Below are 23,669 nucleotides of genomic sequence, written 5' to 3' on the forward strand. Positions count from 1 at the left end.
TAATCCTCCTAACGCTTACGCTTCTTGACCAACAGTTTCGTCTTCAATTCCTAACTCTTTTTTAATCCAATCATAGCCTTCTGCTTCTAGACGCTGCGCAAGTTCTGGTCCGCCAGATTTCACGATACGGCCTTGCATCATGACATGAACGTGATCTGGTGTGATGTAGTTCAGCAGGCGCTGATAGTGAGTGATCATTAAGCAGCCGAAGCTTTCGCCGCGCATTTTGTTAATTCCTTTAGAAACAACTTTCAAGGCATCGATATCAAGACCAGAATCGATTTCGTCAAGGATGGCGATCTTTGGTTCAATCATCATTAATTGAAGAATTTCGTTGCGTTTTTTCTCCCCGCCTGAGAAACCTTCATTTAAGTAGCGTTGTGCCATATCTGGGTCCATTTCAAGGAACTCCATGTTTTCGTCCATTTTGCGGATGAATTTCATAAGAGAGATTTCATCGCCTTCTTCTCTGCGTGCGTTAATTGCAGAACGAAGGAAGTCAGCATTTGTAACACCGCTGATTTCAGATGGGTATTGCATCGCAAGGAAAAGACCAGCTTGAGCGCGCTCATCTACTTCCATTTCAAGGACATCTTCGCCATCAAGCAAGATGCTGCCTTTTGTTACTTCATATTTAGGGTGACCCATAATGGCAGCAGATAAAGTAGATTTACCTGTTCCGTTAGGTCCCATTACTGCGTGGAATTCTCCACCTTTTATCTCGAGGTTTACACCCTTTAAGATTTCTTTCCCTTCAATCTCAACGTGCAAGTCCTTAATTGTTAATGTCGAAGCAGTCATATATCGATACCTCCAAAATAATCATTATTCTCAATTTATTCTCATTCTAATTTTATAACAAATTAAAACTGAATACAACACATTCACGATAAGCGTGAGAGGATGCTCTCAAAATTCTAACAAAAAAAGCAGGTAGATAAAAGGATTTATGTCGAAAAGACTGTTTTCATAAAGAAAGGGCGGGAAACTGTTCTCCCCGCCCCTCAGCTATTATTAGCCTCGTATATTCATTTTTGCGAGCTGTCTTTTCTCATCTCGGTAGGACTGCTCTCGTTTATATTCCACTTTCATCCGTAAGTCATGGTCTCTTTCGTACTCTGCATAGCTCATGCCATGAGCTTGATGCATGGCCTTTTCCATCTCGGCGGTATAATCCAATCCTAGTGTACTATGGTCCGAACAAATAATAAACCATTCCCTTCCTTGAGTGTAGCTTTATTGTAGCAAACGTATGCGGCTTCACTCAAAAGGGATATGACACCCTATGCTGGCATATTTTCTCACACAAACGGATGAGAAGCGCTCAACTCCCTGATATGGAAAAATACCGTGTTATGCTTCCCTTAATGCGTCTGTCCTCCAAATTCATCAATACATTGCTGAACGACAGTGATTCCTTGGCTTAGTGCTGCTCCGCCGCCAAAAGCTGCCGCCACGCTGACAACCTCCAGCAAATTCTCTTCTGTCGCCCCTTGATCGAGCGCTCCTTTTGTATGATAAATCATGCAGTATTCATCTTGTGCATGAATACTAATGCCGAGGGCAATCATTTGTTTTTCCTTTTGCGTTAATGAATCGCTCTGGAAGCACTGCTCCGTAAATTCATTGAATTTCTTTCCAAACACCGGCATTTTCTTCTGGAATTCACCCATTGCGGTTTTATAATCAGTCAGTGATTGCTGCATGGATCCGCTCATATGCTGTTCATTCATCTTGATTCCATCCCTTCAGGTCATTTGTACGTTTTTATTATGAGCGAGATTTGAAAAAATACACAAAAAACCTCGCTTTGGTAGAAGCGAGGTTGCAGATTGTTGATAAAGGGCTAAAATGATCTTTATTTTAGCCCTTTATCTTCCTTTCAGCGTGATAGAAAACCTTTGCAGCCCTAGGAAGGGCGAGTACCGGAGCGGAGCGAATTTGACATTCGTGAGCACCGGAGCGCAGAACTGACAAAGAATGCGAGGGTTTGTCTACATGCTGAAACCTCGCTTTGATAGAAGCGAGGTTAAAATGTTGTTATTCAGATACAGGCAATACTGCACCGTCATATTTTTTGTCGATGAATTCTTTGATTTTATCAGAGTGAAGAACTTCCATTAATGTCTTGATCTTATCTGATTTTTCGTCACCTTTGCGAACCGCAACGATGTTTGCATATGGGTTGTTCTTTGTTTGCTCAAGTTCGATTGAATCTTTTTTCGGATTCAATTTATTTTGGATCGCATAGTTTACGTTGATAAATACAGCATCGCCTTCACTGTTTTCATAAGCTTTCGCCGTTAATTCAGGCGCGATTTTTTTGAATTTTAGGTTCTTTGGGTTTTCTTTAATGTTCTTTACTGTTGCGTTGATTGTATCAACCTTTGGATCAAGCTTGATGACACCAGCATTTTGCAGTAGGGCAAGCATACGGCCTTGTTCAGCTACGTTGTTTGTCATGATGATTGTGCCGCCGTTTGGAATATCTTTTACGGATTTGTATTTCTTAGAGTAGATACCGAAAGGCTCAAGGTGAACCGCACCAGCACTCACTAGGTTATAATCTTTGTTTGATTTATTTTCTTCGTTTAAGTAAGGGATATGTTGGAAAAAGTTCGCATCCACTTCTTTTTCAGCTAACGCTTTATTGTACATTTTATAATCGCTAAGCACTTTCACTTTTAAATCGTAGCCTTTTTCTTTTAGAAGTGGTTTTGCTTCTTCAAGAATTTCGGCATGCGGCGTTTTTGAAGCGGCAACCGTAATGGTTTTGCTTTCACTTGCGTTATTTGATGAACCGCACGCAGCTAAAATACCTGCAAATGCTAGAAATAGTGCACTTAATATCAATTTCTTCATGAATAAATCCTCCCTTAACGTTTATCAATTTTATTTGTAATCAAATCACCGATTATTTGAATAATAAAGACGATGATGAGAATAAACACAGTAGCTACAAGTGTGACATCTGTATTACCAGATTGGTACCCTTCCACATAGGCGAGGTCACCAAGTCCGCCTGCTCCAATTGCACCTGCAATCGCAGTAGAGCCAATCAGAGCAATTGCTGTTACGGTAATACCTGAAATAAGGGCTGGCAATGATTCTGGCAACAATACTTTGAAAATGATTGTTGACGTTTTTGCTCCCATTGATCGTGCTGCTTCAATGACTCCTTTGTCTACCTCACGCAGTGCAATTTCGACAAGACGTGCATAGAATGGAGCTGACCCTATGACAAGGGCAGGGAGTGCTGCATTTGGGCCAAGAATCGTGCCCATAATGAGTTTTGTAAATCCTAATAATAGAATGATTAGAATGATAAAAGGAATCGATCTGAAAATGTTGACGACTGCCCCAATGACGGTGTTAATCGGTTTATTTTCCCAAAGACCGCCTTTACTCGTTAGAAAGAGTAATAGCCCAAGGATAATACCAATGGCAAAGGCAAATGCCAATGAAATGAGTGTCATATACACCGTTTCACCTGTTGCACTCCAGATGACGTCTAAATCAACGTTCGGAAACCATTTCTCAAACATGTGTCATCACCTCGATTTCAACCTGTTTGCTTTGGATATAGGCGATGGCTTTTTCTACCTCGGTCTCTTCTCCATTAATGTGGATAAAGAGTGTTCCAAACGCGCCTTCCTGCGTTTGAGAAATCTTCCCTTGAAGGATATTCACATCGACGTTGAAGGATCGAATGATTTCAGTGATCAGCGGCTGCTCGGCAGAATCTCCGATAAAGGACAATCGTACGACCTGACCTTCTTTTACTCGTTCTAAGACGTGCTCAATTGTTTCTTTCGCTTCCTCTGGTTCTGCAAGCTGTTGCACAAATCGTTTCGTCATTTCTTCCTTCGGCTGTCTGAAGACGCGTAATACTTCGCCTTCTTCGACAATGCGTCCATTTTCCATGACCGCAACGCGATGACAAATTTTGCGAATGACGTGCATTTCATGTGTAATGAGCACAATCGTGAGCCCTAATCGTTTATTGATATCCGCCAAAAGCTCAAGGATCGAATCGGTCGTTTGCGGATCTAGCGCAGATGTCGCTTCGTCACATAGAAGAACCTTTGGATCATTCGCTAATGCTCTCGCAATGCCGACACGCTGTTTTTGCCCGCCGCTCAGCTGAGACGGATACGCATTTTCTTTTCCTTCTAAACCGACCAATTTAATCAGTTCATTCGCACGCTCTCTCCGTTTTGATGTCGGTACACCTGCGATCTCAAGCGGGAACATAATATTTTGTCTCACCGTTCTTGACCAAAGCAAATTAAAGTGCTGGAAGATCATGCTGATTTCTTGTCTTGCTTTCCGAAGTTTCGCATTCGATACTTCATTGATCCGGTTGCCTGCCACTTCAACAATTCCTTCTGTTGGCAGCTCCAGACCGTTTAATAGGCGAATAAGCGAGCTTTTTCCTGCACCGCTATACCCGATAATTCCGAATATTTCACCTTTATCAATATCCAGGTTGACGTCTTTCACGGCATCAACATTTCCGCTTTTTGAATGGTACGTTTTTGATACATTCTGTAAATGAATCACAGTCTGATCACCTGCTTTCTTGCTGAATCTATAGGTTGCCATCACATACATTATTTATTCTTCTTTCTGTCATGACTCTAGCCTGACGCCAGGTCAGTAAAAAAGACCTAACTGCAACGCAAGCAGAAAGGCCTTTTATGTCAATTACGCCTTTCTCTCATCTTTCAAAGCGCTGCGGCTTTGAGTGAATTGGCACCAATTTCAGCTATGCTGACGGTTGCCGGGTTTCATAGGGCACGTCCCTCCACCTCTCTTAATAAGAGAAAATATGCTGTTTTATGTGATGTTCATGTTTTTACTAACGTAGAATATCATGCTACCCGAGATATGTCAACGCTGTAAATCGTTAATTTCCAAGTAAACAACTACGTTATCATTTTTCGAAAAAAACCGTTCGTCAGCCAAAGCACTGCCTCTAGTCTAAGGAGCGCACGGAACGACCCTTTGACTTTGACTTGTCCCCTGCTGATTAACTGCTGTAAGGACATATCTCCATCTAATAATTGTAGAATCTCTTTCCTCTCACCATAAAAGATGAGATCCGATAACTCAATTGCAGGTAGTTTCTTCACTTCACCACGTTCATCCACAATCAATGTACAAGAGTCAGTTTCCGCCTCAAATGTAATCTTCAAGGATGATGATGAGAGCAGCGGCTTTAATAATAAACGCTGCCCTGTGTTACCATGGGCTTTCACATTTTCCACATGTATAACCTCCCTGTCATTTGGTTATACATAACATTTCTCTACAAACATCTTCTTGTCCTTTATAAATAACTCGACAAATTTTCAAATGAATTTCTTGAAATATGACAAAAAACCGCTTTATTTAGCGGTTTCAATCATTTCATGAAGATATGGAACTGAGTGAAAGGCATAGCCTTTTTGCACCAATTCACCTTTTTTAAACAGGAGAAAGCAAGGAACACTCTCGATTTCAAATGCTTTCGCAAAGCCTGGTGAATAGTTTAAATTGTTTTCGTAAAATGGTACATCCGGCTGCATGGCGTCTACGACTGCCAGCATTTTCTTTGCCAGCTGGCATGTTCCGCAAAACGGTGTATATAAGTATAAAAGAAATAAATCGTCCTCTATCTCCTTGAATTCGTGTTCTTCAATCTCTTTCATATACGTCCACCCTCATAAATATTTCGAATGAACATCAATGTTTGCAGCTAATAGGATAGATGCAATGTGGGCTGAGGGTGAAGCGGCCACTTCGCGGTACGTTCTGTCGACAAAAAGATGAAGTGCTTCAGGGAATTCTTTTCGAAATTGCTTCCGCAGTTTGTCGCCTGCATCGTCACTGTCAGCTAATATGTAAACGTCTTTCCCCAATAAATCGTCCACAAGCTGATCCAGCTTCGATGTACTGATCGTGCCATTGGTGCAAATGATGGTAACAGGTTCACTTATGACTTCTTTTAGCTTTTGTTTGTCTGTTTTACCTTCTACAATGATGACCTTTTCTATCTCGACATTCATCACGATCACCCGGCCCTTTTGACGTTGATTCACTTCTTCCTTAGATTACAATCTTTCATTCAGGTTGTAAAGATTGAGCGCCTCGTCATCAAAAAGACTGCAGCTTCTGTTCACTGCAGTCTCACCTGTGATTAGCACCAGCCATTTTCATCGTCACAGTCAACATATTTTTCTGTCCCATCGGTCAATGTATCCGTTAAACGATAAAAACGATTTTGATCATAGGAATATCCCGATTTCAGCTCATATTGGTTTTCACTAATCATCGTGCCAATCTCTTCATTTTGATGATAAAGCACCATGCCGCTTTCTTTGAATCGTCCAGTGACATGCTCTGTTATATCCACGTGTTCTTTTTGAAAAGACAAATTGGACACCCCCCATAAAGGTAGAGTGTCCAATTTCTCATGAATTAGTCTTCTTTTGTCATTTCTTCATATTGCTCAGCTGTCATTAAGTTCTCGATTTCAGATGCATCAGCTGGTTCTACAACGATCATCCATGCCTTTTCGTATGGAGAGTCGTTGACGAATTCTGGGCTGTCATCCAGCTCATCGTTCACTTCAACGATTGTGCCATTGATCGGTGCATAAAGTTCAGAAACGGTTTTCACTGATTCTACACTTCCGAAAGGCTCGTCCGCTGTGATTTTGTCTCCTACTTCAGGAAGCTCAACGAACACGATATCGCCCAGCTCAGATTGAGCAAAATGCGTAATACCGATACGCACCTTATCTCCTTCTACTTTGACCCATTCATGTTCTTCTGAATAACGTAAATCTTTTGGTGTGCTCATTCAATACCCCTCCAGTCTTTTCTTACAATCTATATTGAAGATACCACAATCTGAATGAAAGTTACATCATTTCCAGACGCTTTTAAATGTATCTTCATTAAATCCTACCGTGACTCGTTTTCCGTCTGTTGTAATCGGACGCTTAATCAGCATTCCGTTAGACGCGAGTAATTCTAGCTGCTCGTCCTCTGACATTGCAGGAAGTTGATCTTTCAGCTGCAGCTCCCGGTATTTTTGTCCGCTTGTATTAAAGAATTTCTTCAGCTCTAAACCGCTTTTTTCGTAAAGGGCTTTTATTGTTTCTTTATCAGGCGTCTCTTCGACGATATGTATGCTGTTGATGTCTTTATTGTGTGCTTCCAGCCACTTTTTTGCTTTTCGGCATGTACCGCAAGATGGGTATTCGTAAAAATCTAAAGCCACCATTTTCACCTCCTGCAAATTGTGACAACATTTTATCACAAAATATTTTAAAAACCTAAATGTATGCTTACAAAAAGGTGCGGAGTAGTATCCGCACCTTTCAGATTGTTGACAAAGGGCTAAAATGATCTTGATTTTAGCCCTTTGTCTTCTTTTCAGCGTGATAGAAAACCTTTGCAGTCTAGAAAGGACGAGCACCGGAGCGGAGCGAATTTGACATTCGTGAGCACCGGAGCGCAGAACTGACACCGAATGCGAGGGTTTGTCTGCACGCTGAAAGGTGCGGAGTGATATCCGCACCTTTTAAGCCATCCTTATACGATATATTTCTCTGCTTCAAAGATTCGTTTTGCCACTTCGCGCTTTTTGGCGATGACATTGATCGGCGTAAATCGTGTCAGCTTGCGAAGGGCTGACAAGCTCATACGGAGTGAATCTCCTTCCTCCATCGCAATCAAGGATTCTTTTGCATGGGCTTCAATCTTTAAGAAAGCCTCCTGCGTGAAAATTTGTGTGTAAGCAAGCTTTTGTTCATTCTTTTCTGCCCCTGTTGCAGCGATTGCCTTTTCTGTACGCAGAATCGCTGATTCAGCAGCAAAAATTTCATTGACGATATCGGCTATGTTCACAAGAATTTCTTGCTCTTTGTCTAAGGCTTTCCCGTATTTCATGGCTGCCATACCAGCCACCATTAAGGCGATCTTTTTCGCATGGGCGAGCAAATATTTTTCTTGATCGAGCGGCTGATCGCCTGGCTCTTCCGGCATCATCATCATTAGCTCTTCCTGTAAGGTTTGCGCTTTTTGAAGCAGCGGAAGCTCTCCTTTCATCGCTTTCTTCAAGAATGTACCTGGTACAAGCAAACGGTTGATTTCGTTTGTCCCTTCAAAAATCCGGTTAATCCGTGAGTCGCGATAGGCTCTTTCGACCTCGTATTCTTGCATGAATCCATATCCGCCGTGAATCTGCACGCCTTCATCCACAATATAATCTAACGTTTCAGAGCCAAGCACTTTACAGAGAGAACATTCAATCGCATATTCCGCAATGGATTGGGCAATTTGTTTGCCGTCTTTTTGCTCTTCATCACTTAAGAGGCCCATCCGCTGTTCAAATAATCCAACCGTACGGTAAACAGCACTTTCCATCGCATAGAGCTTTGCTGACATATTGGCTGCTTTTTCACCAATTAAGCTGAATCGAGAAATTGGTGTTTTGAACTGCTTACGCTGGTTCGCATATTCTGCCGACAATTGAATGACGCGCTTTGATGCACCGATTGTGCCGACTGCCAGCTTATAGCGCCCAATATTCAAAATGTTAAACGCAATCACATGACCTCTGCCAGCTTCACCGAGCAAATTCTCCTTCGGTACTTGGGCATCTTCAAGAATCAATGTTCTTGTCGATGATCCTTTAATACCCATCTTTTTCTCTTCAGGCCCCGTTTTGACACCTGGAAAATCCTTTTCGACAATAAAAGCAGAGAAGTGTTCACCATCAATCTTCGCATACACAACAAAGACATCGGCAAATGCGGAGTTTGTGATCCACTGCTTTTCTCCATTGAGGACATAATGGGTACCTGCTTCATTCAGAACTGCCGTTGTTTTTGCTCCAAGAGCGTCAGAACCTGATCCCGGCTCAGTGAGTGCGTACGCCGCAATGGTTTCACCAGAGGCGAGTCCAGGCAGGTACGCTTCCTTTTGCGCTTGATTCCCGAAGAGCACAATCGGCAGAGAACCAATACCGACATGAGCACCATAGGAAAGTGAGAAACTTCCTGCTCTAGCGAATTTTTCAGTAATGATAGCTGAACTGATTTTATCTAATCCAAGCCCGCCGAATTCCTCAGGCACATCAGCTCCAAGCAGCCCAAGCTCACCAGCTTTTTTGAGAAGCCTGACCGAATGCTCGAACTCATGGTTTTCAATTTGATCAATATGCGGAACCACATCTTGTAAAATATAATCCTCTGTTGTTTTTCCAATCATTTGATGTTCATCAGAGAAATCCTCCGGTGTAAAAATATGCTCATAATTCGTCTCATCAATTAAAAAGCTTCCACCCTTTTTTACATCTTCCAATGCTTTCATCCTGATTTCCCCCTTTAGATCAATTCAAAAATGCCTGCTGCTCCCATGCCCCCGCCGATACACATTGTGACAATGCCAAATTGCTCGTTTCGCCGTTTCATTTCATGAATCAGTGACAGCGTTAGTTTCGTTCCTGTACAGCCGAGCGGATGTCCGAGCGCAATTGCCCCGCCATTGACATTCACCTTTTCCTCATCAATTCCTAAATGACGAATGACTTGAATTGCCTGAGAAGCAAACGCTTCATTCAATTCAAACAGGCCAATATCCTTCAGCTCAAGTCCAGCGATTTTCAGCGCACGCGGAATGGCTTCAACCGGACCGATCCCCATCACTTCAGGCGGTACACCGCCAACAGCAAATGCTCTGAATTTAGCGAGCGGCTGAAGAGAAAGTGAGGATGCTTTCTCGCGGTCCATCATCATCACACATGCAGCCCCGTCACTTGTTTGAGACGAGTTCCCTGCGGTCACCGTGCCTTTTGTTGAGAAGGCTGGACGCAATGTGGAAAGAATCTCCTCCGTTGTGCCTGCTCTCACACCTTCATCCTGTGAGAACGTGAATTGATGCTCTTCTAATTGATATTGCTCTCCTACCCGTCGCTCTGTTACATCAACAGGCACAATTTCATCTGAAAATTTCCCTTCTTGAAGTGCCTTTGCTGCCTTTTGATGACTCCTCACCGCAAAGGCGTCTTGATCTTGACGTGTGACCTGATACTTTTGCGCCACTTGCTCTGCCGTGTGCCCCATGCTCATGTAGTATTCAGGTGCTTGCTCTGCCAAGAGAGCATTTGGACGAATGGAATGCCCCATCATCGGCACCTGCGACATCGATTCGACTCCTCCGGCTAAAATCGTGTCTGCCTGCCCGAGCATAATACGTTCACCCGCATAAGCGATAGATTGAAGACCAGACGAGCAGTAACGGTTTATGGTGATGGCAGGTACTGCATAAGGCAGTCCCGCTAATGCTCCAATATTCCGGGCCACATTTAACCCCTGCTCTGCTTCCGGCGTTGCACAGCCAATGATCAAATCATCTATTTGACCGTCGTATTCACCGGCACGCTTTAACGTTTCTTTTACACATAATGCGCCCATATCATCAGGCCGGACATGTTTTAACGATCCTTTTTTCGCCTTCCCTACTGGTGTTCTTGCGCCAGCGACAATGACTGCTTCTCTCATTTTGACTCCCCCTTAGTTACGTAAAGGTTTTCCTTTGACGAGCATGTGCTGCATACGTGCCTGTGATTTCACTTCTCCTACAAGACTTAAAAAGGCTTCTCTTTCAAGCTCTAATAAGTATTGCTCCTCTACCTCGGTTCCAAATGGCAGTTTCCCGCCGGAAATGACATGAGCTAATTTTTTTACAATGGTCATGTCATGCTCTGAAATGTATCCTGACAGTCTCATATTTTCAGCAGCCAAAATCATCGCTGCATAGCCTGTTTCTCCCATGACCGGCACCTTTTGCTTGAGCGGCGCACGATAACCGGCTTCATCAAGAGAGAGCACCAGTTGTTTTGCATCATAGATCAGGTGATCCCCGTTCATACTGATCCGGTCACTCACGCGGAGCATGTTCATATCCCGCGCATCCTCAGCTGAAGTCGATACTTTTGCCATTGCAATTGTTTCAAATGTTTTCAGCGTGGCATCCTGTATAGCCGTCTGCGACGGCTTCGCTGATCCTTGCAGGTGACGAAGATATAACTCTTTGTTTCCGCCGCCTCCTGGAATCAGTCCAACTCCCGCTTCCACAAGCCCCATGTAAGTTTCGCTGGACGCCTGAATAGCTGCTGCCGGCAGACAAACTTCTGTTCCGCCTCCTAATGTCATCCCAAATGGGGCGGCTACGACTGGGCGATTGCTATATTTCACCTTCATCATTGCCTGCTGGAAGCGTCTGATCACAAAGTCAATTTCAAAGAAATTGTCGTCCTGTGCTTCCATTAAAATCAGGGCAAGGTTTGCGCCAACACAGAAGTTCTTCCCTTGGTTTCCGATGACAAGCCCTTTATAATTCTTTTCCGTCTCATCAACAGCGCGATTGATCATATCAATGACATCTAGTCCAATGGCATTACTTTTAGAATGAAATTCGAGCAAGGCGACATCATCACCAATATCGATCAGGCTCGCACCAGAATTTTTGAAGATGACGTCGTGTTTCTTTTTCAATCTAGCTAAAGATATATGTTTGTCGTTTCCTTTTTCCTGTTCATAAGCCCCGTTATGATAAAACGCACGCTCTCCATCAGCATTCTCTTGATAGAATGTCTCGTGTCCTTTTGACAGCATGTCTTGCACCCATGCTGGAATACTGTGGCCTTCTGCTTCCATGCGTTCGGCAGCTTTTTTGACACCTATTGCATCCCACAGCTCAAATGGGCCATGCTGCCAGCCGAATCCCCATTTCATGGCGTTATCGATAGACTGAATATCATCCGCAATTTCACCTTTTAGATGAGCTGAATAAAGAAGTACGGGCGCTGTCATATTCCAAAGTAGTTGCCCTGCACGGCCATCCTGATAAATAAGCGCTTTCAACTTTGCTTTTGCACCCTTTTGCTGTTTCGCCATTTCAATGCCTGGATCTTTTAGCTTTGTGCGTTCTCCATATGTGAGCGTCACTGGGTCAAGCTCTAAAATGACCTTCCCATTTTTTTGATAAAAACCTTGGCCTGCCTTGCTGCCAATCCATCCTTTTTCGAGCATTCTTTCAATAAACTCAGGCAGCTGGAAAATCTCTTTTTCCTTTCCTTCTACCTGTTCATATACGTTTCGTGCCACATGAGAAAACGTGTCGAGTCCCACTACATCCAGTGTACGGAAGGTCGCACTTTTCGGTCTTCCAATGAGAGGTCCTGTGACAGAATCCACTTCTCCGATGGTGTATTTGTTCTCAAGCATTTCACGCACTGTGACAAGAAGTCCATAAGTGCCAATGCGGTTTGCAATAAAGTTCGGTGTGTCCTTTGCTTCAACCACACCTTTGCCGAGTACATCCTCGCCAAATGTTTTCATAAATGACAGTACTTCTGGATCGGTTTCTTGAATAGGAATGATTTCTAAGAGCTTTAAATAACGAGCTGGGTTAAAAAAATGTGTGCCTAAAAAATGGCGTTTAAAATCATCTGATCGGCCTTCTGCCATTTTTTCAACTGAAATACCGGATGTATTGCTTGATACGATGCTTCCTTCTTTGCGGTGTTCGTCGATGAGAGAGAATACGTGCTTTTTGATGCTGAGCTTTTCAGTGACGACTTCAATGATCCAGTCAGCATCGTGTAATAAGGAAAGGTGGTCTGTGAGATTTCCCGGTGTGATGTATGATAGGTTTTTTGCTGAAGTAAGAGGTGCTGGCTTTTGCTTTAACAATTTTTTCATCGCTTCTTGACTTAATCGATTCCGAACACTAGGGTGATCAAGCGTCCGCTTTTTCGCCGTTTCTTCCTTTGTCAGTTCATTTGGCACAATATCTAGCAGTGTAACTGGTATCCCAATATTGGCTAAATGTGCAGCAATGCCTGAGCCCATGACACCTGAACCAATGACAGCCGCCTTGCGAATATGTTTGCCCATAAATATCCCCCTAAACATTTTGAATGAACAGTCATTCATTTTTTGTCCAAAAAAAAGCAATGCCTCTTTCTTTATCTTAAAAGATTTTCCGAAACAGTTCAATAGCAGATTTCAAAAATTTACACATTCTCGTGTGCCTTATTTTGCGGCGTATGAATTAAAGATGAGAGGGAATTGTAAGAATGGAGGTGATGTCCACATGTCTCGTTTGAAGAAAAACCCATCGAAAGCAGGCGTTAGTGCTGCAAGTGTAAAAGGAAACGCAGGTCCATCACAGGAAGCAGACCTAGGCGGGAAAAAAACCAGTCAAAATCAGCAATATAAAAAGAATCAGTAAGGAAACAAATTCGTAAGGAGGAACACAAGTTGAACAATCAGCAAATGAATATGCCCCCAGAAGTCATTTCAGTGAAGGATTCCTTGTACTTAGAGGATATGCTCAACTGGAATTTGATTGCCATGAAAAAGGCTCATTTTATGGCCGAGCATTGCCAGGACCAAACATTGAAACAAGAATTAAATCAAGTTGGGCAAATGCATCATCAGCATTACACACAAATTCTTCAGCATTTAGGCAGCTCAGGGCAAGGCCAGTCTACTGGCTTTATGCAATAGGAGGAAAAAACATGGAACAGCAAAACCAACAAAAAATCGGGAATCCACAAACTCCGGTTCCCACAACAACCAACATGAACGATCGTGATTTTGTCACAGATCTCTTGTCGACTGAAAAATATATGACAAATGGATACAACACAGCGCTCAATGAATTCAGTCATGAATCTCTTTATCAGGATATTCAGCGAATTGCACTGGAAACACAGAAAACACAAAGACATTTATATGATGTCATGTTCCGATATGGCTGGTATTCTGTTGAAGCCGCTGATCAGCAAAAGCTCCAGCAGGCACACCAGAAATTCCAGCAAACACTGACAGATCAATCTCCGTACGGTTCATCACAAATGTCATAAGAAAAAAACTGCCAGTCTAGTGCTGGCAGTCAATTGTTTAAAATGATTTTTATTTTAGCCCTTTGTCTTCTTTTCAGCGTGATAGAAAACCTTTGCAGTCTAGGAAGGACGGCTACTTTTGCGGAGCGAATTGAACATTCGTGAGCACCAGCACGCAGGACTGACAAAGAATGCGAGGGTTTGTCTACACGCTGCTGGCAGTTTTTTAACGGTCTTTATTGGCGCGGTGAGCTTCGTTCAACTGTTTGATTCGTTGAATCGTGTGTTTGATTTCTTCTTTTGCTTCTGGATACGTTTCATTGAAATGCTTTGCTAGCGGCGGCATGCTTTTTGCGATATGGGAGTAGATCACCCATTGTTTCACATCTTGTTTCAGCTCGTCTGTTGATTCACCGAGCAGCAGCTCTGTATATTTATCAAGCAAGCCTTCCAGCTTTTCATCTAATTCATTTCCCATTGATATTCCGCTCCTTTTTCAGAAAAAAGCCTGACTCTGTGAGACACAGATGTCAGGCTTTTGACATACGATTATCTTGCAGCAAGAAACGTTTCAGCTTGCGCTTGCTGCACAATACAGCGTCCTCTACCGTGCGGAATACATAATGGTGTTCCAAATAAAGGATCTGTTGTCACTTGGCAATTCATATCAAAGACATTTTTCACGAGATCACAATTAATTACGGTTTCTGGTCTGCCTTCTGCATAGATTGACTTGTCTTTAATCGCGACAAGATGATGAGCATATCTGCATGCGAGATTGAGATCATGAAGAACCATCACAATCGTGCGCTGCTCTTTCTCATTTAAATCAAACAGAAGGTCCAAAATTTCGATTTGATGCGTCATGTCTAAATATGTCGTCGGCTCATCTAACAAAATAATATCGGTCTCTTGGGCCAGCGTCATCGCAATCCATGCACGCTGCCTTTGTCCACCTGATAATGAATCAACGGTCCGATCAGCAAGATCTTCCATCTTTGTTGACTTCAATGCGCGGTTCACAGCTTCTTCATCTTGCTTCGACCACTGCTTCAGCCAATTTTGATAAGGATATCTGCCTTGCTTCACTAACTGATGCACGGTTAATCCTTCTGGCGCTTCTGGTCCTTGTGGAAGAATGGCGAGCTGTTTCGCTACTTCTTTTGTTGGTAATTTTGCAATGGAATGACCTTCAAGCAGGACAGAACCACCCATTGGCTTCATGAGTCGGGCCAAAGAGCGCAGTAGCGTGGATTTACCACATCCATTACTGCCAATAAATACTGTGATTTCACCCTTAGGGATTGATACATTTAGTTCATCGATGATCATTGTTTCTCCGTAGCCTAAGCTTAAACCTTCAGTAGAAATGGCACTCATTCCGCTCAAACGCTCCTTTTCTCATCCAAATTTTTATATGAAATATCGTCTATGTACAGACGTAAAAGATCACTTATCTCAATTTAGTGTATCAGATTTAAGTGATCTTGAAAATCATTTTCAATTAAAAAGTGAGAAAGTCTCGTTTATTTCTTCCTTTGGAATGTACGTTTGGTCCCATCCTCGAGCTTTAAATCGATCTGAATCCGCTGATAATCATCATCTAAATTAAAAGCCGCTAATAGTTCCTTTACATACACTTCATTGATCTTTTCACTAGGAATCGATATATCATTCAGCTTCATCTTCATTTCGCGCAAGGCTTCTTCTCCTTCATAGCGGACACCATTCATATGATCACGAATGATCGCCTCCTCTTTGCCTCTTGCCTGACGATAAGTCGCTTCGTATAATTCGTTTTTCTGTCCATATTGGACAAGCAGATGCACATGCTGAAATGGCAGTTCCTTCATTTGAACAGCTGACAGACTTTCTGCTTCTGCTTCATGTGTTTGTTGTAACGGTTCAATTGATTGACAGCCGGACAGCATAAAGAGCAGCACTCCTATTCGTCCCGCCTTCTTCCAACACATCATGTGTTTCCTCCTATTTCACAGCATCGCTTTTTATTCTTCTCCAAGCTCCTTTTCGTTATTCAATAAAACATCGCACTATGATAAATTGAAACAAAAAGGAGAATGGGATGATGAAAAGAACAGCCATTGTAACTGGTGCCAATAGCGGCTTTGGCAAGCTCATCACGATGCGTCTCGCCAAGCGGGGCTATACAGTGATTGCCGGCGTCAGACAGGAAACCAATGCCAAAAAGCTCGCTGAAGAAATTGATCAAGCCTCTTTATCTGGCATGATACATATTGAAGCGTTAGATGTGACCGATACGCAGTCGATTCAAGCATTTCAGAAGAAGCTTCATGCCTATGCACCCATTACCCTGCTTGTGAACAATGCGGGAACAGCCTTTGCTGGTTTTGCGGAGGAGGTTCCTGTCGACACGTACCGCCAGCAATTTGAAGTGAATGTCTTCGGTGTGATGGAAATGACCCAAGCAGTGCTGCCGTTTATGACGAGTGGTGCAAAGATTTTCAATATGAGCAGCATCAGCGGATTAATGGGGATGCCTGCACTTTCTCCATATGTATCGTCTAAGTTTGCGTTGGAAGGCTATACAGAAAGCTTGCGGATTGAACTGGCTTCGTTCGGTATACAGGCGGCCTTGATCGAGCCAGGCTCTTTCCAGACGAATATTTGGAACACCTCCATGAACGAGCAAATGATTCAGCCAGCAGAAGGATCGAAATACACAAAACTCTATCAAAAGATGATGGCCCATATTGATGCCCAGAAATCCAACTATGGAGATCCTCGTGAAGTGGCAGAGCTTGTTGTACGATTAGCAGAAAAGAAGCGGCTGAAACGGCTGAGATATCTTGTTGGAAAAGGCGTACGGCTTTCATTCACAGCAAAGCAGCTTCTGCCTTGGAACATGTGGGAACGGATCATACTACGTACACTCTCTTCAAAAAAATAAGCACAAAAAAACAGGTGGATATGTCAACATATCCACCTGTTTTTTTATTTATTCGCTATCTGACTGTCCAAGGGTAATATCTAGATTTTTGTTCTTTCCTTCACGGATGACAGTCATTGTGGTTTTATCGCCGACTTTTGTTTCTTTGTAAAGAATTTCTTTCAGCTGAGAGCTGTTCACTACGTCTTTCCCTTTGAACTTGATGATGACATCTCCAGATTTCAAGCCTGCTTTTTGTGCAGGTGAACCTTTTGAAACATCCTTTACGTAAATGCCTTTGCCGATTTGTTTATCAAATAAGCCGAGCGTATTTTCCTGATATGTCTCAGGCACTTGCTCAAGGTCAATCATTTGTACGCCAAGATATGGACGTTCAACTTTTCCATTTTTCAACAGCTCATCTACAATCGGTTTGACATCGTTACTTGGGATCGCAAATCCGAGTGATTCCACACCGCTTTCGCTGATTTTCAAGCTGTTGATGCCAATGACTTGACCGTCAGTATTGATCAGTGGCCCCCCGCTGTTTCCTGGGTTAATCGCTGCATCTGTTTGCAGCACATTCATCTCCACCGTACCAGATGACGTATTTGCTTCTACGGTACGATCAAGACCACTAATAATTCCTTCTGTCACAGTACCTGAGAACTGTGCACCGAGCGGATTCCCAATGGCAATGACTTTATCTCCAGCACGAAGCTTAGAAGAATCACCAAAGCTCGCCACTTTATCAATACCGTCTGCGTTCATTTCAACAACGGCTAAATCTGTCATGACATCACTGCCGACAAGCTTTGCGTCTTTCGTTTTTCCATCATAAAGGGTGACCTTGATTTTATTGGCACCTTCGACAACATGGTTATTTGTAATAATGTACGCTTTTTTGCCATCTTTTTTGAAGATGACACCAGAGCCTGTTCCAGCTTCAGCTTCTGTTTGATCACCGCTCAGGCCAAACGAATTTTGTGTAGATTGATAGTTTGAGACCCCAACAATGGTTGGCTCTAAATCTTCTACCATATCAGCCACATTTGTGGCATTGGTGATTTGTTTTGTCGAGAAATTATCTGAGGCTGCCGGCTCGCTTGATGCTGTCTGCGTTTGCGTGTTGGCAGCTGTATCCTGTGACTGCGGCAAAAGCGGTGTAATGCCAAGTACAAGACCCCCGCCAATAATTCCTCCAAGAATCGGGCTCAGCCATGCCGCCTTCCGCTTTTTCTCTTTTTTCGACGCACGGTCATCCACCATTTGAGGAGAATGATTTGTCACACTCTCCTGAGTGGCAGATGCTTCGTTTTCATGCTGGTGAAAAACAAGTTCCTTCTCTTTTTCTGGTGCGTCTATTTGTTTCTCATTCTCTTGATGGGTATCTTTTTGATGATTCATTTCATTGTCTTGATTCGCGTTTTCATGATGATTCATCTTATTCTCTTCATCTTCTCTTCGGAAATCCATCGCTTGCACTCCTTTACATCATGTTTCATTCATATGTCTAGATAGGACTCAGGTCCTCTTAATGGAAAGATCATTGAAAAATACTTTATGGCAATATGTCAAATTATATAATACTTATTCATAGAAAAAAAGCAAGGTGCGCACATTGATGAAAAGCACCTATTCACCCGCCTTTTGTCTATGCCCTTTTTTCCCTTGACCTTATCATAATCAAACATTATGGGATAATGATGAGAAGAATATGTGAAATTGTGAAAAAAGCGTGTGATTGTTGACATGCCGCCTTCGTATCCCGTTATAATGACGTTGAGAGGATGTGGAAGACTTTGTCGTACACCATTTATTTAGTTGAAGATGAACAAAATTTAAATGAACTGTTAACCAAATATTTAGAGAGTGAAGGTTGGAATGTCTCCTCTTTTTTAACCGGAGAAGCGGCACGCGAGGCAATGAACAAGCCGCCGCATCTATGGATTTTAGATATCATGCTGCCTGATACAGACGGCTATACCCTCATAAAAGAAATTAAAGCCGCATCACCTGACGTACCGGTCATTTTCATTTCAGCCCGGGATGCAGATATCGACCGTGTCCTCGGTTTAGAGCTGGGAAGCAGTGATTATATTGCGAAGCCGTTTCTTCCGCGTGAACTGATCATTCGGGTTCAAAAGCTGCTGGAGCTTGTGTATAAAAACAGCGATACACCGCAGCAAAGCGTCACTTCAGTTTCTTCTTATGTCATTCATGAGGATGTAAGAGAGGTCTATGAAGAGGGACAGCTCATTAACTTAACTTCTAAGGAATTTGACTTGCTGCTTTTATTTACACATCACCAGGGACATGCTTTTTCTCGTGAAGATATCCTCGTCAAGATTTGGGGACACGATTACTTCGGGACAGATCGTGTGGTGGATGACCTTGTTAGACGGCTGCGCAAAAAAATGCCCGACTTAAAGGTCGAGACCATCTATGGATTTGGCTATAGGATGCTTAAAGGATGAAGAACAAACCGCTCGCTTTTCAAATTTGGGCTGTGATCTCTGGCATTTTGCTCACCATTTCCATTGTCCTGATTATTCTATTTTCCAATACATTACGTGACTTCTTTACAAATGAAATTTATAAAAATATCGAAAATGAACAGCAAGTGCTGACAGAATATCCATTGAACCGAGACGGCTCGCCAAAGTCGACACCGGAAAACCGCTCCGTGCAGCACATTTTGATCCCGTCAGATGAATTAGATCAAATGGCGCAGTTTTTTCCGCATGCTTTTATTGAGAAAATCCAATCGTTTGTGAAAAAACAAAAAAGCGCAACGAAACGGTATTCTGAAGAGGTGAACGGCCAGCATATCTTTTTTGTCATCAAAAAAGTATCATCAGGCAATACACAATATATTCTTCTGTCCTATGCACCAGATTCTTATCGAGATGACCTGTCCTTTACGCTGTTTAAACAGCTGATCTTTATCTTAGGCACTGTTATTTTACTAAGCTGGATTCCATCGATTTGGCTTGCCCGCTATCTATCCCGACCAATCGTTGCGTTTGAAAAGCACGTCAAACGCATTGCACAAGAGGACTGGGACGATCCTGTCATCGTTGACCGGCAAGATGAAATTGGCAAACTTGGTCATACCATTGAAGAAATGAGACAAAAACTCATTCAAAAAGATGAAACAGAACGGACACTTTTGCAGAATATTTCACATGACTTAAAAACACCTGTCATGGTCATCCGCGGCTACACGCAGTCCATTAAAGATGGTATTTTTCCTAAGGGAGATCTTGAACAAACGGTGGAAGTCATTGAAGGTGAAGCGGAAAAGCTTGAGAAGAAAATCAAGGATCTGCTGTACTTAACAAAGCTTGATTATTTATCTAAACAACATCCCGCACATTCTTCCTTCCTACTCAGTAATACGATGCTGGAAGTGGTCGACCGAATACGCTGGTCGAAAAATGAATTGCAGTGGAACGTGGACTTAGATGATGAGGCTGCTCTTGAAGGCGATCCAGAACAATGGAGCAAATTATTTGAGAATGTACTAGAAAATCAACTTCGCTACGCAAAAAGTAAGATTGATATTCAGATGAAACAAGAAGAGGATCAAATCCGCATTGTCATTCGTAATGACGGTCCTCCAATTGAAGAACATATGCTGTCCAACCTATACGAACCTTTTAGTAAGGGAAAAAAGGGCGAATTCGGTATTGGATTAAGCATTGTCAAAAGAATTCTTTCAATGCATCAAGCGTCCATATCTATTGAAAATGATGATCTAGGTGTACGTTATACAATCATGGTTCCAAAGAAGAGACTGTAGGTTTTTGACCGCAGTCTTTTTTAAATGAATGAATACCCATTGAAATCACGGTATGTGGCTTTGATCTTTTTGCCAGCTTGATACATCCATTTCTTTTCAATGGTTGTCTCTTTCGGCATTTTGACTTTTTCTACTTGAATCCCTTTTGTTCGCAAGCGTCTAATCATATCATCGATTTCTCTCATGGAACATCATCCTTTCACATATTTTGACCAGTTGGTCACCTTACTTTATAATATAAAGAATTACACTGTAAAAAACAAGTTACAATCTGATTAATTTTTGAAAACTTTCGTCGTTTATGACCATTAAGTCACATCTCTTTGCGCACGTTTCCTAAGACATTTGTCTCTCGGTAAGAAAGGATGACATTCATATTGAAAAAGAAAGAAAAAATGATCATTGAGGCTGGCATGAAATTATTTGCCAGCAAAGGCTACAACACAACGTCTGTTCAGGAAATTGCGGATGAATGCCACATGTCAAAGGGTGCTTTTTATCTTTATTTTAAATCAAAGGAAGCATTGCTCATTTCGATCCTTCATTACTATTACGATAAGGTATTTACCCGGATTCATGAGGTTCAAACAGAGGGCGGCACACCAAAAGAAGCCTACCGCAAACAGCTCACTGTCTATTACGATAATATTTTGCAGCAAAAGGATTTTATTAAAATGCAGCTGAGCGATCGAGCGCTTCCTATGACTCAAGAAACGCAGCAGCTCGCAAAACAAATTAGGCTTGCGACGATTCAGCTTCATATCGATAATATTAAACAAGTGTATGGAGACGCTGCCATTCCTTATATGGCTGATTTATGTTTGACGATTGAGGGCATGAGCCACGTTTATTTCGAGCTTGCGATTTTATATGATTTTCAGCTGGAAGCAGAAGAGCTTGCCACAACCATGATTCACCGTATCGATGATTTGATGGGCGGTATGATGAAGCGAAATGATCTTCCTCTCATTTCTGTAGATCAAGCGAGCGATTGGTTTGGTCCGATTTATGAAAGGTCATTCGATCCGCTCACAGAATCTCTTTTACAGGAATTAAGAGAGATTGCTGAAGCACACTATGAAGTGAAAGACGAGCCTGAGTTATTTGAAGCGCTTGGCATCCTGGAAAATGAATTAAACAAACAAAAACCAAGACAGGTCATCGTGAAAGGCATGCTGTACCAATTGAAATTATATGCACCGCTTCAAACCAATTCTGATTCACTTTTGCGTATTTTGAAAGAGGATTATTTGTAAACACATCACTTTCAATGAAAAAAACCAGGGGCAGCTGCCCCTGGTTTCTTATTTTGCTTTCGGTGTCACCATTTCCTCTGGTTTCACAAATTGCTCGAATTGCTCTTCAGTTAACAGCTCTAATTGAAGTGCTGCTTCTTTTAGTGTTAATCCTTCTTTATGCGCAAGCTTCGCAATTTTCGCTGCATTTTCATATCCGATGTGCGGGTTAAGTGCCGTCACAAGCATCAATGAATTGTTCAAGTTTTTCTCAATCGTTTCAAGGTTTGGTTCGATTCCAACTGCACACTTGTCATGGAATGAATTCATGCCGTCAGCAAGTAGTTCAACTGATTGCAGGAAGTTATAAATGATGACTGGCTTAAATACGTTCAGCTCAAAGTTTCCTTGGCTTGCCGCAAAACCGATTGTGGCATCATTCCCCATGATTTGCGCTGCAATCATAGTTAATGCTTCACTTTGGGTTGGGTTAACTTTTCCTGGCATAATGGAGCTTCCCGGCTCATTTTCAGGAATGATCAATTCGCCAATTCCGCAGCGAGGACCACTTGCAAGCCATCTTACATCATTGGCAATTTTCATTAAATCAGCTGCAAGTGCTTTTAAGGCACCATGTGCATACGTAATTTCATCATGGCTTGTCAGCGCATGGAATTTGTTTGGTGAAGAATTGAAAGTTTGACCTGTCAGCTGGCTGATTTCCTCAGCAACATATTGACCGAACTCAGGATGTGCGTTAATTCCTGTACCAACAGCAGTTCCGCCAATGGCTAATTCTCTCATTTTTTCAGTTGATTCTAGAATCATTTCTTTTGAACGATCCAGCATGTATACCCAGCCGCTAATCTCTTGGCCAACTGTCAGCGGTGTTGCATCCTGCAAGTGCGTACGGCCGATTTTCACAATCTCTTGATACGCTTTTGCTTTCTCATCAAGAGTTGTTCTTAACTGGTCAATTGCAGGCAGCAATTTTTTGTACACAGCTAAAACAGCTGCCACGTGCATAGCAGTTGGGAATGTATCATTTGAGCTTTGGCTGCGGTTAACGTCATCATTCGGGTGAATGCTGAACTCGCTATTTTTATCTTTCAAGTAAGCAGTTGCTCTGTTTGCAACGACTTCGTTCATGTTCATGTTACTTTGTGTTCCACTGCCTGTCTGCCAAACAACAAGCGGGAAATGCTCGTCATACTTTCCGCTGATGATATCATCACATACAGCAGCAATTGCTTCTGCTTTTTCGCTTTCAAGGTTGCCAAGTCGTTCGTTCGCAATCGCTGTACTACGTTTCAAAATTGCAAACGCATTCACAACTTCCTTTGGCATTTTCTCAGAACCGATTTTGAAATTTTCTTTGCTTCGTTGTGTTTGTGCACCCCAGAACTTGTCCTTCGGCACTTTGATTTCGCCCATTGTATCTTTTTCGATTCTAAATTCTGTCATTATGTATCCCTCCATAGCTTCTCATCACTCAACTCTATTCTATACAAAAAACGAAAATCCTTTAAGCGTTTTCAATTAAAATTTTATCTTTATTTTAATTTTAGTTCAATATAAACGCGAACATCCTTCGAATATTTGTATTTTGGGTTCGTTTTTCCGTAATCCTTTGATGTATAGGTCACCTCATAATGCTTGTCAAACGACTGTAGAATACGGTCGATCTCCTCTTTTGTTCCTGCTAAACGAATCTGTGCCATCTTGTTTCCTCCAAAACCCTCATTCTTTCTTTTACCACAAAATAATGTAACACAGAATATTGTTTTTTCAAGCAGGTAATGCTAAGAAAAAG

The 23,669-nt window shown here is 42.3% G+C and carries 29 protein-coding genes and 1 riboswitch; of the genes, 7 read left to right on the forward strand and 22 right to left on the reverse strand.

The features are described from left to right. Positions 1–15: 15 nt before the first annotated feature. The 15 genes from sufC to NSS80_RS16180 form a co-directional block, all read right to left on the reverse strand. Positions 16–801 carry a Fe-S cluster assembly ATPase SufC gene (gene sufC / locus NSS80_RS16110; protein ID WP_007500355.1) on the reverse strand — a complete coding sequence of 262 codons (786 nt, stop codon included), beginning with the start codon at positions 799–801 and terminating at the stop codon, positions 16–18. A gap of 213 nt (positions 802–1,014) precedes the next feature. Further along, positions 1,015–1,149, reverse strand: a complete 135-nt coding sequence (locus tag NSS80_RS16115; RefSeq protein WP_254965641.1) for a hypothetical protein — start codon at positions 1,147–1,149, stop codon at positions 1,015–1,017. A gap of 215 nt (positions 1,150–1,364) precedes the next feature. Next, positions 1,365–1,733: a carboxymuconolactone decarboxylase family protein gene (locus NSS80_RS16120; RefSeq protein ID WP_003212803.1), complete on the reverse strand. Its 369-nt coding sequence runs from the start codon at positions 1,731–1,733 to the stop codon at positions 1,365–1,367. A 307-nt stretch (positions 1,734–2,040) separates the two neighbouring features. Beyond that, positions 2,041–2,862 carry a methionine ABC transporter substrate-binding lipoprotein MetQ gene (gene metQ, locus NSS80_RS16125; RefSeq protein WP_024426003.1) on the reverse strand — a complete coding sequence of 274 codons (822 nt, stop codon included), beginning with the start codon at positions 2,860–2,862 and terminating at the stop codon, positions 2,041–2,043. Between the two features lie 14 nt (positions 2,863–2,876). Continuing rightward, entirely contained in the window at positions 2,877–3,545 is a 669-nt protein-coding gene (locus NSS80_RS16130; protein WP_034623843.1) for a methionine ABC transporter permease, read from the reverse strand. Then, positions 3,538–4,563 carry a methionine ABC transporter ATP-binding protein gene (locus NSS80_RS16135; RefSeq protein ID WP_041115930.1) on the reverse strand — a complete coding sequence of 342 codons (1,026 nt, stop codon included), beginning with the start codon at positions 4,561–4,563 and terminating at the stop codon, positions 3,538–3,540. Before NSS80_RS16135 ends, NSS80_RS16130 begins: the two co-directional genes overlap by 8 nt. 154 nt (positions 4,564–4,717) lie before the next feature. Beyond that, a riboswitch (SAM riboswitch) is annotated at positions 4,718–4,826 on the reverse strand. 102 nt (positions 4,827–4,928) lie between these two features. Next, positions 4,929–5,270 carry an SCP2 sterol-binding domain-containing protein gene (locus NSS80_RS16140; protein WP_024423403.1) on the reverse strand — a complete coding sequence of 114 codons (342 nt, stop codon included), beginning with the start codon at positions 5,268–5,270 and terminating at the stop codon, positions 4,929–4,931. Between the two features lie 120 nt (positions 5,271–5,390). Further along, positions 5,391–5,693 carry a thioredoxin family protein gene (locus tag NSS80_RS16145; RefSeq protein ID WP_024426005.1) on the reverse strand — a complete coding sequence of 101 codons (303 nt, stop codon included), beginning with the start codon at positions 5,691–5,693 and terminating at the stop codon, positions 5,391–5,393. 12 nt (positions 5,694–5,705) lie between these two features. Beyond that, complete coding sequence (locus NSS80_RS16150; protein ID WP_034281437.1) at positions 5,706–6,050, reverse strand: toprim domain-containing protein; 345 nt, start codon at positions 6,048–6,050, stop codon at positions 5,706–5,708. 131 nt (positions 6,051–6,181) lie between these two features. Further along, positions 6,182–6,418, reverse strand: coding sequence for a YusG family protein (locus NSS80_RS16155; protein WP_024423405.1), 237 nt, complete (start codon positions 6,416–6,418; stop codon positions 6,182–6,184). Positions 6,419–6,462: 44 nt separating this feature from the next. Continuing rightward, positions 6,463–6,846: a glycine cleavage system protein GcvH gene (gene gcvH / locus NSS80_RS16160; protein ID WP_008347039.1), complete on the reverse strand. Its 384-nt coding sequence runs from the start codon at positions 6,844–6,846 to the stop codon at positions 6,463–6,465. Between the two features lie 66 nt (positions 6,847–6,912). Next, positions 6,913–7,269: an arsenate reductase family protein gene (locus tag NSS80_RS16165; protein WP_034623889.1), complete on the reverse strand. Its 357-nt coding sequence runs from the start codon at positions 7,267–7,269 to the stop codon at positions 6,913–6,915. A 314-nt stretch (positions 7,270–7,583) separates the two neighbouring features. Next, the gene (locus NSS80_RS16170; RefSeq protein ID WP_025094137.1) at positions 7,584–9,365 is read right to left on the reverse strand and encodes an acyl-CoA dehydrogenase family protein; all 1,782 of its coding nucleotides are present in this window, start codon (positions 9,363–9,365) and stop codon (positions 7,584–7,586) included. A gap of 14 nt (positions 9,366–9,379) precedes the next feature. Continuing rightward, positions 9,380–10,555, reverse strand: a complete 1,176-nt coding sequence (locus NSS80_RS16175; RefSeq protein ID WP_268412652.1) for an acetyl-CoA C-acetyltransferase — start codon at positions 10,553–10,555, stop codon at positions 9,380–9,382. Between the two features lie 12 nt (positions 10,556–10,567). After that, complete coding sequence (locus NSS80_RS16180; RefSeq protein WP_151862909.1) at positions 10,568–12,955, reverse strand: 3-hydroxyacyl-CoA dehydrogenase/enoyl-CoA hydratase family protein; 2,388 nt, start codon at positions 12,953–12,955, stop codon at positions 10,568–10,570. Positions 12,956–13,154: 199 nt separating this feature from the next. Here NSS80_RS16180 and NSS80_RS16185 point away from each other — a divergent pair, with 199 nt between their 5' ends. From NSS80_RS16185 to NSS80_RS16195, 3 genes are read left to right on the forward strand one after another with little or no spacing between them, the layout of a single operon-like run. Further along, positions 13,155–13,292, forward strand: a complete 138-nt coding sequence (locus NSS80_RS16185) for a YuzL family protein (RefSeq protein WP_003212904.1) — start codon at positions 13,155–13,157, stop codon at positions 13,290–13,292. A gap of 44 nt (positions 13,293–13,336) precedes the next feature. Then, entirely contained in the window at positions 13,337–13,570 is a 234-nt protein-coding gene (locus NSS80_RS16190) for a hypothetical protein (RefSeq protein ID WP_224426662.1), read from the forward strand. An 11-nt stretch (positions 13,571–13,581) separates the two neighbouring features. Continuing rightward, positions 13,582–13,929, forward strand: coding sequence for a spore coat protein (locus NSS80_RS16195; RefSeq protein ID WP_041088340.1), 348 nt, complete (start codon positions 13,582–13,584; stop codon positions 13,927–13,929). A 205-nt stretch (positions 13,930–14,134) separates the two neighbouring features. Here NSS80_RS16195 and NSS80_RS16200 read toward each other — a convergent pair whose 3' ends face one another. From NSS80_RS16200 to NSS80_RS16210, 3 genes are all read right to left on the reverse strand, one after another. Continuing rightward, positions 14,135–14,386, reverse strand: a complete 252-nt coding sequence (locus tag NSS80_RS16200) for a YusU family protein (protein WP_024423411.1) — start codon at positions 14,384–14,386, stop codon at positions 14,135–14,137. A 71-nt stretch (positions 14,387–14,457) separates the two neighbouring features. Further along, positions 14,458–15,288, reverse strand: a complete 831-nt coding sequence (locus NSS80_RS16205; RefSeq protein WP_008347057.1) for an ABC transporter ATP-binding protein — start codon at positions 15,286–15,288, stop codon at positions 14,458–14,460. Between the two features lie 146 nt (positions 15,289–15,434). Further along, on the reverse strand, positions 15,435–15,881 hold the full coding sequence (locus tag NSS80_RS16210; protein WP_317222509.1) for a YusW family protein: 447 nt from the start codon (positions 15,879–15,881) through the stop codon (positions 15,435–15,437). Between the two features lie 113 nt (positions 15,882–15,994). Between NSS80_RS16210 and NSS80_RS16215 the strand changes: the two genes are divergently transcribed. Beyond that, positions 15,995–16,837: an oxidoreductase gene (locus NSS80_RS16215; RefSeq protein WP_080769786.1), complete on the forward strand. Its 843-nt coding sequence runs from the start codon at positions 15,995–15,997 to the stop codon at positions 16,835–16,837. A 48-nt stretch (positions 16,838–16,885) separates the two neighbouring features. On the opposite strand, the gene NSS80_RS16220 is transcribed toward NSS80_RS16215, so the two are convergent. After that, complete coding sequence (locus tag NSS80_RS16220; RefSeq protein WP_046313248.1) at positions 16,886–18,292, reverse strand: trypsin-like peptidase domain-containing protein; 1,407 nt, start codon at positions 18,290–18,292, stop codon at positions 16,886–16,888. 326 nt (positions 18,293–18,618) lie between these two features. Here NSS80_RS16220 and NSS80_RS16225 point away from each other — a divergent pair, with 326 nt between their 5' ends. Both NSS80_RS16225 and NSS80_RS16230 read left to right on the forward strand, forming a co-directional pair. After that, complete coding sequence (locus NSS80_RS16225; RefSeq protein WP_034280861.1) at positions 18,619–19,293, forward strand: response regulator transcription factor; 675 nt, start codon at positions 18,619–18,621, stop codon at positions 19,291–19,293. Beyond that, a complete protein-coding gene (locus tag NSS80_RS16230) occupies positions 19,290–20,621 on the forward strand; it encodes a HAMP domain-containing sensor histidine kinase (RefSeq protein WP_024423416.1) in 1,332 nt (443 codons plus the stop codon). Before NSS80_RS16225 ends, NSS80_RS16230 begins: the two co-directional genes overlap by 4 nt. A 20-nt stretch (positions 20,622–20,641) precedes the next feature. Here the strand turns inward: NSS80_RS16230 and spxO are convergent, their stop codons facing one another. After that, entirely contained in the window at positions 20,642–20,806 is a 165-nt protein-coding gene (gene spxO / locus NSS80_RS16235) for an anti-adapter protein SpxO (protein WP_003212782.1), read from the reverse strand. 192 nt (positions 20,807–20,998) lie between these two features. Between spxO and NSS80_RS16240 the strand changes: the two genes are divergently transcribed. Continuing rightward, positions 20,999–21,877: a TetR/AcrR family transcriptional regulator gene (locus NSS80_RS16240; RefSeq protein WP_317221844.1), complete on the forward strand. Its 879-nt coding sequence runs from the start codon at positions 20,999–21,001 to the stop codon at positions 21,875–21,877. A 48-nt stretch (positions 21,878–21,925) separates the two neighbouring features. On the opposite strand, the gene fumC is transcribed toward NSS80_RS16240, so the two are convergent. Both fumC and NSS80_RS16250 read right to left on the reverse strand, forming a co-directional pair. Beyond that, positions 21,926–23,320: a class II fumarate hydratase gene (gene fumC, locus NSS80_RS16245; RefSeq protein ID WP_024423418.1), complete on the reverse strand. Its 1,395-nt coding sequence runs from the start codon at positions 23,318–23,320 to the stop codon at positions 21,926–21,928. 89 nt (positions 23,321–23,409) lie between these two features. Further along, on the reverse strand, positions 23,410–23,577 hold the full coding sequence (locus NSS80_RS16250; protein WP_003213147.1) for a YvzF family protein: 168 nt from the start codon (positions 23,575–23,577) through the stop codon (positions 23,410–23,412). Between the last annotated feature and the right edge of the window lie 92 nt (positions 23,578–23,669).

This window comes from Bacillus sp. FSL M8-0350 (assembly GCF_038593345.1).
Lineage (GTDB): Bacteria > Bacillota > Bacilli > Bacillales > Bacillaceae > Bacillus > Bacillus safensis.

What these genes read in the sequence shown, in the direction of transcription:
- sufC (WP_007500355.1), bottom strand. Translation starts at nt 801, where the DNA reads ATGACTGCTTCGACATTAACAATTAAGGACTTGCACGTTGAGATTGAA.
- NSS80_RS16115 (WP_254965641.1), bottom strand. Translation starts at nt 1,149, where the DNA reads ATGCATCAAGCTCATGGCATGAGCTATGCAGAGTACGAAAGAGACCAT.
- NSS80_RS16120 (WP_003212803.1), bottom strand. Translation starts at nt 1,733, where the DNA reads ATGAATGAACAGCATATGAGCGGATCCATGCAGCAATCACTGACTGAT.
- metQ (WP_024426003.1), bottom strand. Translation starts at nt 2,862, where the DNA reads ATGAAGAAATTGATATTAAGTGCACTATTTCTAGCATTTGCAGGTATT.
- NSS80_RS16130 (WP_034623843.1), bottom strand. Translation starts at nt 3,545, where the DNA reads ATGTTTGAGAAATGGTTTCCGAACGTTGATTTAGACGTCATCTGGAGT.
- NSS80_RS16145 (WP_024426005.1), bottom strand. Translation starts at nt 5,693, where the DNA reads ATGAAAGAGATTGAAGAACACGAATTCAAGGAGATAGAGGACGATTTA.
- NSS80_RS16150 (WP_034281437.1), bottom strand. Translation starts at nt 6,050, where the DNA reads ATGAATGTCGAGATAGAAAAGGTCATCATTGTAGAAGGTAAAACAGAC.
- gcvH (WP_008347039.1), bottom strand. Translation starts at nt 6,846, where the DNA reads ATGAGCACACCAAAAGATTTACGTTATTCAGAAGAACATGAATGGGTC.
- NSS80_RS16170 (WP_025094137.1), bottom strand. Translation starts at nt 9,365, where the DNA reads ATGAAAGCATTGGAAGATGTAAAAAAGGGTGGAAGCTTTTTAATTGAT.
- NSS80_RS16175 (WP_268412652.1), bottom strand. Translation starts at nt 10,555, where the DNA reads ATGAGAGAAGCAGTCATTGTCGCTGGCGCAAGAACACCAGTAGGGAAG.
- NSS80_RS16180 (WP_151862909.1), bottom strand. Translation starts at nt 12,955, where the DNA reads ATGGGCAAACATATTCGCAAGGCGGCTGTCATTGGTTCAGGTGTCATG.
- NSS80_RS16185 (WP_003212904.1), top strand. Translation starts at nt 13,155, where the DNA reads ATGTCTCGTTTGAAGAAAAACCCATCGAAAGCAGGCGTTAGTGCTGCA.
- NSS80_RS16190 (WP_224426662.1), top strand. Translation starts at nt 13,337, where the DNA reads ATGAATATGCCCCCAGAAGTCATTTCAGTGAAGGATTCCTTGTACTTA.
- NSS80_RS16195 (WP_041088340.1), top strand. Translation starts at nt 13,582, where the DNA reads ATGGAACAGCAAAACCAACAAAAAATCGGGAATCCACAAACTCCGGTT.
- NSS80_RS16200 (WP_024423411.1), bottom strand. Translation starts at nt 14,386, where the DNA reads ATGGGAAATGAATTAGATGAAAAGCTGGAAGGCTTGCTTGATAAATAT.
- NSS80_RS16205 (WP_008347057.1), bottom strand. Translation starts at nt 15,288, where the DNA reads ATGAGTGCCATTTCTACTGAAGGTTTAAGCTTAGGCTACGGAGAAACA.
- NSS80_RS16210 (WP_317222509.1), bottom strand. Translation starts at nt 15,881, where the DNA reads ATGTGTTGGAAGAAGGCGGGACGAATAGGAGTGCTGCTCTTTATGCTG.
- NSS80_RS16215 (WP_080769786.1), top strand. Translation starts at nt 15,995, where the DNA reads ATGAAAAGAACAGCCATTGTAACTGGTGCCAATAGCGGCTTTGGCAAG.
- NSS80_RS16220 (WP_046313248.1), bottom strand. Translation starts at nt 18,292, where the DNA reads ATGGATTTCCGAAGAGAAGATGAAGAGAATAAGATGAATCATCATGAA.
- NSS80_RS16230 (WP_024423416.1), top strand. Translation starts at nt 19,290, where the DNA reads ATGAAGAACAAACCGCTCGCTTTTCAAATTTGGGCTGTGATCTCTGGC.
- spxO (WP_003212782.1), bottom strand. Translation starts at nt 20,806, where the DNA reads ATGAGAGAAATCGATGATATGATTAGACGCTTGCGAACAAAAGGGATT.
- fumC (WP_024423418.1), bottom strand. Translation starts at nt 23,320, where the DNA reads ATGACAGAATTTAGAATCGAAAAAGATACAATGGGCGAAATCAAAGTG.
- NSS80_RS16250 (WP_003213147.1), bottom strand. Translation starts at nt 23,577, where the DNA reads ATGGCACAGATTCGTTTAGCAGGAACAAAAGAGGAGATCGACCGTATT.